Annotated in this window: 9 protein-coding genes and 1 pseudogene; 7 read left to right on the top strand and 3 right to left on the bottom strand. The window is 41.9% G+C overall.

The features are described from left to right. Positions 1-494 precede the first annotated feature (494 nt). Complete coding sequence (locus FD723_RS11080; protein ID WP_179065386.1) at positions 495-1,214, top strand: response regulator transcription factor; 720 nt, start codon at positions 495-497, stop codon at positions 1,212-1,214. 638 nt (positions 1,215-1,852) lie between these two features. On the opposite strand, the pseudogene FD723_RS11075 reads toward FD723_RS11080, so the two are convergent. Next, a pseudogene (locus tag FD723_RS11075) lies at positions 1,853-2,044 on the bottom strand (DUF2811 domain-containing protein); the annotation flags it as partial. A gap of 485 nt (positions 2,045-2,529) precedes the next feature. Here FD723_RS11075 and FD723_RS11070 point away from each other — a divergent pair. Beyond that, positions 2,530-3,789, top strand: coding sequence for an MFS transporter (locus tag FD723_RS11070; RefSeq protein ID WP_256875141.1), 1,260 nt, complete (start codon positions 2,530-2,532; stop codon positions 3,787-3,789). Positions 3,790-3,826: 37 nt separating this feature from the next. Here the strand turns inward: FD723_RS11070 and hisIE are convergent, their stop codons facing one another. Continuing rightward, on the bottom strand, positions 3,827-4,477 hold the full coding sequence (gene hisIE / locus FD723_RS11065; protein ID WP_179065383.1) for a bifunctional phosphoribosyl-AMP cyclohydrolase/phosphoribosyl-ATP diphosphatase HisIE: 651 nt from the start codon (positions 4,475-4,477) through the stop codon (positions 3,827-3,829). Between the two features lie 452 nt (positions 4,478-4,929). On the opposite strand from hisIE, the gene hemL reads away from it, so the two are divergent. Both hemL and FD723_RS11055 read left to right on the top strand, forming a co-directional pair. Then, the gene (gene hemL, locus FD723_RS11060) at positions 4,930-6,228 is read left to right on the top strand and encodes a glutamate-1-semialdehyde 2,1-aminomutase (protein ID WP_179065382.1); all 1,299 of its coding nucleotides are present in this window, start codon (positions 4,930-4,932) and stop codon (positions 6,226-6,228) included. 746 nt (positions 6,229-6,974) lie between these two features. Next, positions 6,975-7,883 (top strand): polysaccharide deacetylase family protein, encoded by a 909-nt coding sequence (locus tag FD723_RS11055; RefSeq protein ID WP_179065381.1) that lies wholly within the window; start codon positions 6,975-6,977, stop codon positions 7,881-7,883. Positions 7,884-8,162: 279 nt separating this feature from the next. Here the strand turns inward: FD723_RS11055 and FD723_RS11050 are convergent, their stop codons facing one another. Then, on the bottom strand, positions 8,163-9,008 hold the full coding sequence (locus FD723_RS11050) for a fasciclin domain-containing protein (RefSeq protein ID WP_179065380.1): 846 nt from the start codon (positions 9,006-9,008) through the stop codon (positions 8,163-8,165). A gap of 562 nt (positions 9,009-9,570) precedes the next feature. Between FD723_RS11050 and FD723_RS11045 the strand changes: the two genes are divergently transcribed. From FD723_RS11045 to FD723_RS11035, 3 genes are all read left to right on the top strand, one after another. Then, positions 9,571-10,365 (top strand): glutathione S-transferase family protein, encoded by a 795-nt coding sequence (locus FD723_RS11045; protein ID WP_179065379.1) that lies wholly within the window; start codon positions 9,571-9,573, stop codon positions 10,363-10,365. Positions 10,366-10,425: 60 nt separating this feature from the next. Further along, positions 10,426-12,156, top strand: coding sequence for an ATP-binding protein (locus FD723_RS11040; RefSeq protein ID WP_179069112.1), 1,731 nt, complete (start codon positions 10,426-10,428; stop codon positions 12,154-12,156). Between the two features lie 516 nt (positions 12,157-12,672). Further along, positions 12,673-13,656 (top strand): RNA polymerase sigma factor, RpoD/SigA family, encoded by a 984-nt coding sequence (locus FD723_RS11035; RefSeq protein WP_179065378.1) that lies wholly within the window; start codon positions 12,673-12,675, stop codon positions 13,654-13,656. Positions 13,657-13,698 lie beyond the last annotated feature (42 nt).

The raw sequence follows: 13,698 nt of genomic DNA, 5'->3' as shown, positions 1-13,698 counted from the left end.
CTATAGTCACTTTAACATATCGCTATAACTCCGTGTATACCCTCATGCCGTTGCTTAATTCTGGCTCTAATCTAGAATTTGATCGGAGAGTACCTAAAAATGTATAGTTTTTATGAAAAAATCAACTTTCCTATTTCAAATTTGGCAACTTACAGTGCCCTAATAGAGTTTTTTTAACTATACTGAATAATCGCTTGTGGTATATATCCGCATATCGATTTAAAATTGAAACGTTTTAAGTTACCACCTAACTGGGATCAAGGAGGTGTCTTGGTATCAAGAACTGTTGCGACTAAAGTCAGAGCGCTTATACACTGTGCCTAACAGAAATTTCGCGTTCTCATCGCCCACAATCCTGATTAGAGTATTTATTTTTGAATGATCGGGATTCTTATACCGTAGCCATGTAGATTCTTAGTTAGTGCCAAAGTGGCAACTGCGTTTTTACGCAAATCTCTTGTTAATCTTACGAATTTTTGTGCAAAGTAATGGTCATGGCTCCCGCCAAGATTCTTGTAGTTGACGACGACCCTGCGGTTCGGAATTTAATCCAACGCTTTTTAATTAAGCAGAACTATCAGGTGGAGGCTGCCGAAGATGGAAAGACAGCCTTAAATCTATTTGAGCAATTTAACCCTGATTTGGTGATTCTAGATGTGAACCTACCAGATGTCACAGGGTTTAACCTCTGCCAAGAGATGCAAAGTCGTAATGGTGTTTTTGTTCTGATGTTGACTAGCCGTGCTGACGAAGCTGACAAAATTCGTGGCTTTGCTAAAGGTGCTGACGACTATCTCACCAAGCCTTTTGGGCTAGGAGAGCTAGAAGTCAGAGTTGGAGCTATTTTAAGGCGTCAGCGAGTGATAACTACGGCCGAGCAGAAACGCTTGGTATTTGAAAAACTTATGATTGATCCGGTGCGACGGGAGGTAGCACTTAATAATCAACCAGTACCTTTAACTGCTCTGGAATTTGACTTGTTGCATTTTTTAGCCAGTCATCCAGGCCGAGTTTGGCGGCGCGCAGAACTCATCCAAGAGGTCTGGGATTATGAGTATGTCGGCGACCAGCGGGTTGTAGATGTACATATTGGCCAAATTCGCAAGAAGATTGAAATTGATGCTAGTCAGCCAGCATTAATTCAAACTGTACGCGGCGTAGGCTATAAGTTTGAATCTCCTGCCCATCCCCAGCAATTGGAAGCCAAGTCCTGAGTTTTATAGTCTAGAGTTTTTTAACTCTTGACTGTTGACTCTTGGGGCAGTCCCGATGAAACAAGTTTCACAGCCTTGTATGAAAGAGGGACAAGGGAGACAAGGGGGACAAATAGTAAATGACTCTTTCAAGTCAGATATTTAGTGAATTTCTTTGACTTTACTAAAAGACAAATTTAGACAACCAAGATAAGTAAATATAAGTAGGTCGGCGTAAATAATTATTGTTGGGATAAGGCAGGGAGCAGGGTGAGAAAGGGTTTGAGCCTTGTTTACTTTTCTTCACACAGTTTGGTTTTATTCTGCCGACTTACTTAGCTCAAATACAGAAAAAGCTTTCTCTGGTTCCCAGTTTCTTGCTGGGAATGCTGATTGGAGGCACATACACCCCTAATGAACAACTAGTTTTGGCAACAGAAGAAACTATTAGAACCTTTTTAAAGATCAGAATCTACTGATCTTTTTTGTTGTAATATTGCCGATCGCTATTGGCTTAAAATCCCGTTAATGGGACATGGTATGCAATGTCCCATTAATAAGGATATGAGCCAGAATAACGCCCTTCATACCAGTACCTACGGGGTATCTAGTAAATTAGCTGTTGCTGGTAAGTCGGTACAGGGCATTTCTACTGAGGAGTGGTGGAACAAAGTTTCCAGATAGACTCGAGCAGCACGGCGATCGCTATCTCCATTTTGGAGTAAAAACAATGATAGCGCCGCCGTCAATACTCTGTTTTCATCCCAATCAGGATGGGTTTCTAGGTAGTTTTTTAAGGATTCGTGGAGTGTTTCGGGAATTTCTGTAAAGATGCTAACCGTTGCTTTCATGAGATTTTCCTCCTATGAGGATAATCAAGAGGGACAAGTTGCTTGCGGTAAAGCAGCTTATGGCTTCACACGCTCTTTCGCTATCCCAACAATCTACGCTGACATCCATCGGTAATATATTTTACACATTTGATGCTAACGGTTGAACGGATTACAAAAGCAAGCCGCATCATTGTGCGCCAAGAGGGGGTGGGTTTGTCAATGCTGCGAAATGTTAAAAACGATTGTATAAAAAATAAATACGAACGAAAGAATAGGACTTTAAGCTAACTTTTCGTTACTTAACTTAATAAAAACTCAGTCCTTAAACTTCTTTGCTACTTATAATTAACAATCCCCAGTCAGGCGGCAAGAAGCCTATTAACTCGTATAGTACCTGTGGAAAACTGCTAAAATCCCTGTGGAAACCCTGTGGAATGAGTGAGGAAAATAGTAGCCAATGATAAGAATTACAAAAATGTCATCGACCCATGACATTTAAACTCATGAAATTAGCTTCTCAATCTCAGTTATCATCGTGGTTGCCATCGATACATCCCCAGGTCTGGATTTTCGCAATTGGTAGATTTTTCTCAGAAGTTGGTACTGGCTTCACCCTGTTTTACGCCCCCATCTTTTTTGTCAATCAACTTGGTTTATCTGCAACTAGTGTTGGGGTAGCCTTGGGTAGCGCCTCGATTTCCGGCATCGTCGGGCGGATTGGAGGTGGTTCTTTGGCTGATTCTGGAGGATGGGGACGCCGCCGCACTTTGTTGCTAGCCACGGCGATTTCAGCGATTGGTTCTCTAGTTTTAGCGGCAACCAATAATTTCACTACTTTGATAATTGGTAGCTTGATTAGCGGTTTAGGGATAGGTTTCTATTGGCCGGCGGCCGAAGCTGTGGTTGCTGACGCCAGCCAAATTGATAATCGCCGCGAAACTTTTGCGATCGCACGACTAGCTGATAATCTGGGGTTAGCGATCGGAATTGTGCTTGCTGGGTTTTTGATTGCGATTATTGGCAGTTATCGATGGCTATTTGTGATTGATGCCATCTCTTTTATGGTATTTTTTGGGGTTGTCTATGTGGGAGTTAGTGAAACCGAACAACAGCAAACGGGGGAATCTGAAAAGACAGAACTTTTTGCTGCTTGGATGGCAGTATTAAAAGATGGGCGTTTCCTAGTCTACATAGCAGCTAATATATTCTTTACAATCTATATTTCTCAAATCCACAGCACCCTACCGCTTTACTTCAAAAACTTTATCTTTGTCGAAAGTACTGCCAAAGGATTTGCTGAAACCACCATTAGCGGATTATTTGCTTGGCATTTAGTGTTCGCTATTATTTGTCAGTTACCTGTCACCAGCATCTTAAAAAGCTGCTCTCACACACTGGCGCTGACTGTTTCGGCTATTTTCTGGGCAATTGGTTTTGCCCTCATTTGGGTAAGCGGCACTGCCCCATCTCATCAACTAGTTTGGGTAACATTAGCATTGGGAGTATTTGCAGTGGCGATTGTTTCTTATACCCCATCTTCTGCCTCTTTAGTGACTGAGTTAGCCCCAGAAAATCAACGCGGCGTTTATTTTTCCATCAACGCTTTGTGTTGGGCTGTTGGCTCTTTTATTGGTCATCCCTTGGGTGGATGGGCATTAGATCAACCACAAATTATTACTAATACTTACTGGTTAGGGTTCATTTTAAGTGTAGCGATCGCCGTAGCAATTTTACAATACCTCAATCGAATTTTGGCTGAGTAACATACTCCCCACGTATAAGATGATTTGTTTTTTTGCTCTATTGACGACGTTCTTGGAGCTTGCGATACACTGATTTTAAATCAACTTGATGGTGAGCTAAGGCAACCAAAGTATGATATAGCAAATCTGCGACTTCACCTGCGATCGCATCTGCTTCATCATCCTTAAAAGCCATTACCACCTCAGCAGTTTCCTCACCAATCTTTTTCAAAATTTTGTTATCGCCACCTGCGAATAGTTTACAAGTGTAAGAACTTTCAGTAGGATTGTCACGGCGATCGCAGATTATTTGAAACAATTGCGACAATGTATCCCCTGGTGGTGCGGCAATTTCCCCTTCTATTTGGTGAAAGCAACTGCGCTCTCCAGTATGGCAGGCAACATCTCCTAATTGCTCTACACCGATGAGCAGCGCATCACTATCACAGTCATAACGGATACTTTGCACCTTTTGAATATGACCAGAAGTTGCCCCTTTATGCCATAATTCTTGTCGAGAACGACTCCAAAACCAAGTTTCTTCAGTTTCTAAAGTCTTTTGTAACGATTCCTGATTCATCCATGCCATCATCAGGACAGTACCATCCAGATAATCTTGAACAATTGCAGGCACTAGACCCCGCTCATCATAGCGAATTTGCTCAACCGGGATAGTGTAATGCAGCGATCGCGAATCGTTAGAAGACATACCAGCTAGTTTGCTCTAATGAGAATAACTTATGGATTCACGATACCATTCAGAATAGTGCAACTAGTATATTTTTTGGAATTGAACTATGTTATCTAGCTGTGATATCATTTTCTGTAAATCACTTACGATTTGTCATTGCAAATGCAACGAAGTGGAATGAAGCAATCGCAAAGGTTTCGGATTGCTGCGCTCCGCTCTCTACGAGACGCTACGCGAACGCAATGACATGATATGAAATACTCCTACCAGATGCAGGCATACAGTTCGGTAAAGATCCTGGTATACCTCAAATCATCAAGTTTGAATATCTAAAGTCAAGTCTTCATTGGACTTGTATAACATATTGTTATTTTTTTGGTTCAGCTAATTCTATAGGATAGAAATTCTAAGCAGTGTTTAACCCTATTCTAAGATAGAGCTTTTTATTGCCCACTGTTAGGAGATGAACCTTGGTAAATACCACAATTAAAACAACAAAATCACAAGAAGTCTTTGCCGCTGCTCAAAACCTTATGCCTGGAGGAGTCAGTTCTCCAGTTCGTGCCTTTAAATCTGTGGGCGGACAACCCATCGTTTTTGATCGTGTTAAAGGCGCATATATTTGGGATGTAGATGGCAATCAATACATAGACTATGTAGGCACATGGGGCCCAGCTATTTGTGGTCATGCTCATCCAGAAGTCATTGCAGCGCTGCATGAAGCCTTAGAAAAAGGTACCAGTTTCGGCGCTCCCTCAGTTCTAGAAAATGTTTTGGCAGAAATGGTCATCGATGCCGTTCCTAGTATCGAAATGGTCAGATTTGTCAACTCTGGAACTGAAGCCTGTATGGGAGTTTTGCGACTGATGCGGGCTTTCACCAACCGCGAGAAAATCATCAAGTTTGAAGGTTGCTACCACGGACACGCCGATGCGTTTCTAGTAAAGGCGGGTTCTGGTGTTGCTACACTTGGTTTGCCAGACTCACCGGGAGTACCTAAATTAGCAACTAGCACCACTCTAACTGCACCTTTCAACGACCTAGAAGCCGTCAGAGCTTTGTTTGAAGAAAACCGCGACGAGATTGCCGGTGTCATTCTTGAGCCAGTCGTCGGCAATGCTGGATTTATTGCACCTGATGCTGGCTTCCTAGAAGGTTTACGGGAACTAACTCACGAATATGGAGCATTATTGGTATTTGACGAAGTAATGACAGGCTTCCGCATTGCTTACGGTGGCGCTCAAGAAAAATTTGGCGTCACTCCCGATTTAACAACCTTAGGCAAGGTAATTGGTGGTGGTTTGCCAGTGGGAGCCTATGGTGGTCGTCGGGATATTATGTCAATGGTTGCTCCCGCAGGCCCCGTATATCAAGCTGGAACACTTTCAGGTAATCCCCTGGCAATGACTGCTGGTATTAAGACCTTAGAATTGCTGCAAAAGCCAGGTACTTACGAGTATCTTGACCGGATTACTAAAAAACTAGGAGATGGTTTGCTGCAAATTGCTAAAGAAAATGGTCATGCAGTTTGCGGCGGTCAAATCAGCGCCATGTTTGGATTATTCTTTACCTCTGGCCCAGTTCATAACTACGAAGATGCGAAAAAGTCTGATACAGCCAAATTCGGACGCTTTCATCGCGGTATGTTAGAGCATGGTGTTTACTTAGCACCTTCTCAATTTGAAGCTGGGTTTACCTCTTTTGCTCACACCGAAGAGGATATCGATCAAACTTTAGCAGTTGCACGGGATGTAATATCGAGCTTGTAACCTGTTAAAGGATTTCCAAATAAAAAAGTATCCTGTAACATTTTGTAGGGTTTTGTAGGGTAGGCATCTTGCCCATTGGTGTCAACTTAACGTGAAAGCAAGTCTAGAAGTAGGTTTTAGATTGCCTCGTTCCCAGTCTCCGACTGGGAATGCTCTTCGTTGAGGCTCTGCCGCCAGGAGCAGCATTTCCCGACTCTGGCTGGAAACGAGGTTTTAAAGGAGTTTCAGCTTAAGTTGACACTAATATATCTTGCCCGCCCTACAAAATAGATGATTTATTTACAGAATTTTTAGCAGCCAATAGTATTAACTCATCTTGTACAGTCGGGGATCAAAGAAATTTTTTAACAGGTCTGCCCTGTGCCTTTATGTCTCAAGGAAGGTCACATCTTCGTCATAATTTTGCAATGGCTTCGTCAATAGGATATGCAATATTTAACCTACATCAAATATATTCATGTTAAGAAGGCAGGATTAATTGCCTTTTACAGTTATCGAAATTCCCCTCATCCCTATAGTCTACAAAAATTAACGCTTAAGTTGGCTCTCACCTTCATAGCGAGGATTTTACTTATAGATATTAGATTATCCGTCGGGTAAGGCATTTTTTCAGATTCAGGGTTGAAGCTAACTTTCAAAAAATACCAATCATACTGTAGCTTGCGTAGTAAAGCTTACCAGAGTATAAAAAAATTGCCAGAATTCTTGTGAAAAAAAGATGGTTCGACCCTTTAAGGAGCTATGAAGTGGAGGAAAAAAAGTCATTTTTTGGTCTACAAAAAATATTAATTACCTTGCTGGTCTTAAGTACCGGTTTGAGTGTTGGGGCGATGATGCTTATCAAGTCAAGCTCTTCTGAGGCTCAAAGTACAGACAATATAAATGTCAGTAATCTACCAGCCAAGGTTGGAACTCAGCAGATGATTGAAGACCTAAAAGCGACAATGCTCAGAATTTGGCAGGAACAGGCACAAATAAGGAGTCTCTCATATCCTGTGCCACTACGTTTTCAAGGGGAAACAATTGAGGCGGCAAAACTTACTCCCGACCAGAAAGTAATTGCTCTCACTTTTGATGATGGGCCATGGCCTGAGAGTACCGCGCAAGTACTGGATATTCTTAAACAAAATCAAATCAAAGGCACATTTTTCCTCATTGGACAAAACGTGAAGAATTATCCAAGCTTAGTCAAGCGGGAGATTGCTGAAGGTCACGTAATTGGCAATCATACTTGGCATCATTGGTATCAATTCTTGAATCCCCAAGCAGCTGCTTATGAAATTGACCACACAGCAGACTTGATTTATCAGTTGACAGGGATTAAAACAAATTTGTTTCGACCACCAGGGGGAATCATGCACAATGGGGTGGCTGCTTATGCTAGAAATAGCAAATATGCCATCATTCTCTGGTCATCTGACTCTGTAGACTACTCACGTCCGGCTGTACCAAAATTAATTAATAATGTGTTCAGGCAGGCCAAACCAGGCGGGATTGTGCTGATGCATGATGGTGGTGGTAATCGTTCTAAAACGGTGCAAGCTTTACCAGAAATTATTGCTAACTTTCGCAAACAGGGCTATAGCTTTGTTACTATCCCTGAACTTTTAGAAATGCAAGATAAAGATATAAAGCGGATTGCAAACAAAAAGTAATTGTTATTGAAGCCGTCTCTATAAAGGAATGATTATTGTAGAGACGGCGATAAATCGCGTCTTTGGAATTTAGAATTTTAATCAAAAAACCTTAACCGATCCGTATTGCATAGTAATGAGCATTGCTGTGCCCTTGCCGCGTGGTCTATTTACCTGAAAATACCTGTAACTCACCATTCTGACAAAAAACCGTCCAAAATTAAAATCTGAACGGAGTTTTTATCTGTTAATAGTTTATGCCAACCTAATTATCTTCTCGGTTGTACTGATACCGTCAAACTACAAGTCAGGAGGTAAAATCACTTGATCAATTGCGTGGATTACACCGTTAGTGCCTGTGATATCTGCTTGTGTAACTTTCGCATCATTGACAGTCACACCAGTTGCAGGATCAACTTTAACGTTGATTGTACCGCCTTCAAGGCTTTTAACTTCACCAGACTTCAAATCAGTGGACAATACCTTACCAGATACTACATGGTAAGTTAGGATTTTGATCAATACTTCTTTGTTGTCTGGTTTTAACAATTCTTGTAAAGCATCTGGTGGCAATTTAGCAAAAGCTGCGTCAGTGGGTGCAAAAATAGTTAAGTTATCTTTGCCTTGCAAGGCTCCGGTCAATCCTGCTGCTTTCAAAGCCTTGGTTAAGGTGGTAAAAGAAGCGTTGGACTCTGCTAAAGCTAGCAAGTTTTTGCCTTGATTGTCGCTTGCTCCTGGCCCTGGCGGAGTTTTAGTCGGTGTCTCAGTAGATGGTACTTTTGTTGGTGGTATGGTGGGTTGATTTTCAGGGTTAGTAGGTACAGCTTCAGTAGGTGTAGCACCACCACGGTTATAGGGAGGCTCGTTGAAAATACTTGGTTTGGGATTTAGCGTCCCACCACTTTTTTGTGCTACTGGTTTGCGTTTGGTATTGCCTTTTTCTGTTTCAGAAGCGGTCTCACCAATTGTGTATTGAGCGTCTGCTTGAAGGCGTTGTCCCTGATTGTAGGGGGCTTCCTTAAAAATACTAGGGTTAGGATTTAGTGCCGATTTCGCATCAGATGGTAAACTAATGAAAAGATTGAAACTAGTAAATCCGGCGATGCCTGCTAACGTAGTCAGCAATTTGCTGTAATTTGTCTTCATAAATTTTGTTTGTCTTTTTGTCCACACATTACATAAAGACTTATAACATTTTGCTACGCACAAAATCTAACCGAAGCGGGAAGTTAAGATTTTTTCCGAGAAGATTTTTTGTGCTGGTGAGGTCAAATATCTGACTTCGACTGACGCTGACAAGTTATGAAATATACATAGCATATATTCTATATAAAAAACTGAAAAAATTTTTTCCCTCACACCAAAAAGAGTTAAAAACCCCGCAGATGTAGCATCAGAAACTCTAAGAATGTGTGAAAAGTCGCAAAATATACTAAAAATCACACTTCCATTGTTTTTTTGGAAAGGTGGACAGGCTGTGAAACCCTTACTCTCTTGTATATATATCGAATTCAATGATTTAGTATTTTATTTTTAGTAAAAGAGAAAACAGTATTTTAAAATCAATAACTTTACCAAAAATTAGGCATCAATTAAACCCAAATGTCAATTAAATAGACAACTAAGGGACTAATGCCAATAAAAATTACTTAAACTAAAGATACAATTGTAAAGTTAAGAAGTTGACCAGTTATAAGGTATCCAACAAATGCTGGAATTATACCAATGGGAACTCTCTCAATACTCAGAGAAAGTGCGCCTCATTCTAGATTTTAAAGGACTAGATTACCGCAAAATAGAGGTGAATCCGGGGATTGGACAGGTAGAACTGTTCCGGCTGACTGGTCAAAGACAAGTCCCGGTATTAAAGGATCGTAATAAATATATTGCGGATTCTACGGAGATAGCTAAGTATTTAGACTTAGAGTATCCCGATCGCCCAATCATACCGCAAGATCCTAAAAAACGGGGTTTAACTTTATTAATAGAAGAATGGGCGGATGAGTCCATCGGCATTAAAGGTCGCAAAGCACTATTTGCTGCCATAAGTCAAGATCAAAATTTCCGTAAGTCTTTATTACCCACTTCAACACCAGATATATTTAAAAGTCTGGTTGGAGGAGTACCTAGTGATTTTCTGACAGTGTTCGGTTTTGGCGTTGGTTACAGTCCAGATGTGATACAGGCAGCGATCGCATCTTTAAAACAAGATTTGGAAGCTTTGACGTTATTATTGGCAGATAGTCTCTATTTAACAGGAGATGAGCCGACTCTAGCTGACTTAGCGGTGGCTGGCTTATCGATATTGCTCAAGTTCCCCCCTGGCCCCTATCTGGATTTACCAGCTTCTATCAGAGGCAAAGGATTGCCAATCTTTGCCGAGAATATAGATTATGAACCATTCTTCACCTGGCGCGATCGCCTTTACGCCCAATTCCGCAAACCGTTAATCAGTAGCACTTCCGCAACAGGGGGTGCGCCAACTTCGATTCAGATTGATTAGGGATTGGAGACCAATGACCAATGACTAATGACCAATGACCAATGACAAATGACTAATAACATGAATTCGGCACAGCCATTAGGTTCGGTCATTCAAGGTTCTTTAACTGAAGGTTTAGAAGTACGATTGCATCCTGACATTTCTGTAGAAGATATGCGGGTGGGTAAATTTCTTGTTGTGCAAGGGATGCGATCGCGTTTTTTTTGTATGCTGACAGATGTAGCATTGGGAGCTGCTAATGCCCGAATTATTGCTAATCCCCCCAGTTGGGAAGACACTTTTTTACGAGATGTTTTAGCCGGAAGTGGTACTTACGGTACTATCAACCTCGCGCCGATGTTGATGTTCACTCCCGAATCTGAAGAATCTTTTTCCCCAACAAATGGTAAATCGGCAAATCCCTTTATCCCGTCGATAACGGGTTTAGCTTCATTTGTGCCACAAACCAGCACAACGATGGAATTGTTACCTGTTAAAACTATTCCTAGCCACTTTAGTCAGGTTTACGACGCCAGTGTTGACGATTTTCGCCGGGTATTTGGTTGGGAAGATGACCCCCAAAGGCGAAATTTTTCCATCGGCAAACCTTTGGATATGGATGTGCCCGTTTGTATCGATTTAAACCGCTTCGTGGAACGGAGTAATGGGGTTTTTGGGAAATCTGGTACTGGTAAATCCTTTCTCACACGGCTACTTTTAGCCGGTGTTATCCGTAAAAATGCGGCAGTAAATTTGATTTTTGATATGCACTCTGAGTATGGCTGGGAAGCCGTTGCAGAAGGTAAGAATGTCAGTACTGTTAAGGGTTTAAAGCAACTTTTTCCGAGTAAAGTGGAAGTTTACACCCTCGATCCAGAATCGACCAAGCGTCGGGGTGTGCGTGATGCTCAAGAACTTTATTTGAGTTACGAGCAAATAGAAGTTGAAGATATTAAATTATGTAGTCGAGACTTAGGACTCTCTGACGCGGCCTTAGATAACGCCAATATTTTGTACAGCGAATTTGGCAAGTCTTGGATTGTCCAGCTGTTAAATATGACTAACGAAGAAATCGAGATGTTCTGCGACGAGAAGCGCGGACACAAAGGCTCGATTATGGCATTGCAGCGCAAACTCTTGCGAATGGATAGTTTGAAGTATATGCGAGCAGTTTGCCCCCAGAATTACATTAGTAAAATTGTGCAATGTCTGGAATCTGGGAAGAATGTTGTGATAGAATTTGGTTCCCAGTCTAATATGCTCTCTTATATGTTGGTGACAAATATGATCACCCGACGTATCCACGAGCATTACGTCAAAAAAGCAGACAAATTCCTGCAAAGCAAAAATCCTAGCGATCGCCCCACGCCATTGATGATTACCATTGAAGAGGCGCACCGTTTCCTTGATCCAGCGATCGTCCAAAGTACCATCTTTGGGACTATTGCCCGTGAACTGCGTAAGTACTTTGTCACACTTTTGGTAGTTGATCAACGCCCATCAGGCATAGATAATGAAGTTATGTCCCAGATTGGGACTCGCATTACCGCTTTGCTGAATGATGAAAAAGACATTGAGGCGATTTTTACAGGTGTATCTGGTGGTAGCGGACTGCGATCGGTATTGGCAAAGCTAGACTCGAAACAACAAGCCTTAATTTTGGGTCACGCCGTTCCTATGCCAGTAGTAGTACGTACCCGACCTTACGACGCAACCTTTTACGAAGAAATTGGCGAGCCAGCCTGGGAAGAAAAACCTGATGCAGAAGTATTCGCCGCGGCTGAACTAGCCAAAGCTGACTTGGGATTTTAGATAGCATTTGTCATTAGTCTCCAATTCCCAATTCGTAACATCCCTCCATTGTCACAGCAAATTCAGTTCGGTTATCCGGCTAGTTTTTGGCAACAGAAGAGGGGTTTTTGGCGTCACTATAGATGTAGTAAGTAATTTCAAGGAAATTTAAAATTTTTTCTCTAACTATCGGTTTTGAATTATAATTCTAGGCTTTATCTTAAGATAGTTTACTATCTGCCTGATTTATCGTACTATAAAGCTAAGTAGAACTCATACCGACTTCGGATTTCCCGATTGGTGTTAGTAACAGCCCAAAACAAAAATTCTCAAAAATAACCAGCGTGCTTATAAAAGATTAAAAATTTAGGGAAGTAGGGGAACCTATCATTGGGAGCTTACCGTCATAAGAACGGCTGTATCAACTGATTAATTGCTTTTGGTAGCTCCCGATATTTCGTGATAGATGTACTACTTTTTCCACGCAACTTAGTAAGAAAATATACATTATATTTACGAGTAGAGGACATCGCACCAATGCCTACTGTCAATACACAAACGGAAAATGTCAACACCAAATTCACGGCTGATATGGTGCGAACCTATCTGCGAGAAATTGGTCGTGTACCATTGCTAACCCGCGAACAAGAAATTGTCTTTGGGAAGCAGGTACAGCAAATGATGACGCTGATCGACGCTAAAGAAGCTTTGGCGAAGAAACTGCAACGCGAACCGAATATGTCAGAGTGGGCTGACCACGTTCAACAATCGGAAACCGAAGTACAGCAAACGGTCGCGCAAGGTAAGCGGGCAAAGCAAAAAATGATCGAAGCGAATTTGCGCTTGGTTGTTGCTATTGCTAAAAAGTATCAAAAGCGGAATATGGAGTTTCTGGATTTGATTCAGGAAGGAACACTAGGATTAGAGCGGGGTGTAGAGAAATTTGACCCAATGAGGGGTTATAAGTTCTCAACTTATGCTTACTGGTGGATTCGCCAAGCAATTACCCGCGCGATCGCTCAACAAGGTCGGACTATCCGCTTACCGATCCATATTACCGAGAAACTGAACAAAATCAAAAAAGTGCAACGCGAGTTAGCTCAAACCTTGGGGCGATCACCGACTCCGGCCGAAATTGCCAAAGCACTAGAACTAGAACCTGCTCAGATTCGTGAGTATCTGAATATGGCTCGTCAACCAGTGTCTTTGGATGTGCGAGTTGGTGAAAACCAGGATACCGAGTTGCAAGAAATGCTCGAAGATGATGGCCCATCACCAGAGTATTACACCAACCAGGAATTCTTACGTCAAGACTTGAACAACTTGCTAGCGGAACTAACCCCGCAACAGCGAGAAGTTGTAGCTTTACGCTTTGGTTTAGAAGATGGTAATGAAATGTCATTGGCGAAAGTCGGTGAGAGATTGAGTCTCAGCCGCGAACGCGTCCGTCAGTTAGAGCATCAAGCTTTGGCTCATCTGCGTCGCCGTCGTGCCAATGTCAAAGAATACGTTGCTAGCTAAAACAAGAGACGCAAAATCTTGCGTCTCTCCACCACCTTGGTG

It is taken from the genome of Nostoc sp. C052 (assembly GCF_013393905.1).
Taxonomy (GTDB): Bacteria; Cyanobacteriota; Cyanobacteriia; order Cyanobacteriales; family Nostocaceae; genus Nostoc.
The sequence above is the reverse complement of the archived record's forward strand: the minus strand, read 5'-3'. Positions and strand labels throughout refer to the sequence as shown.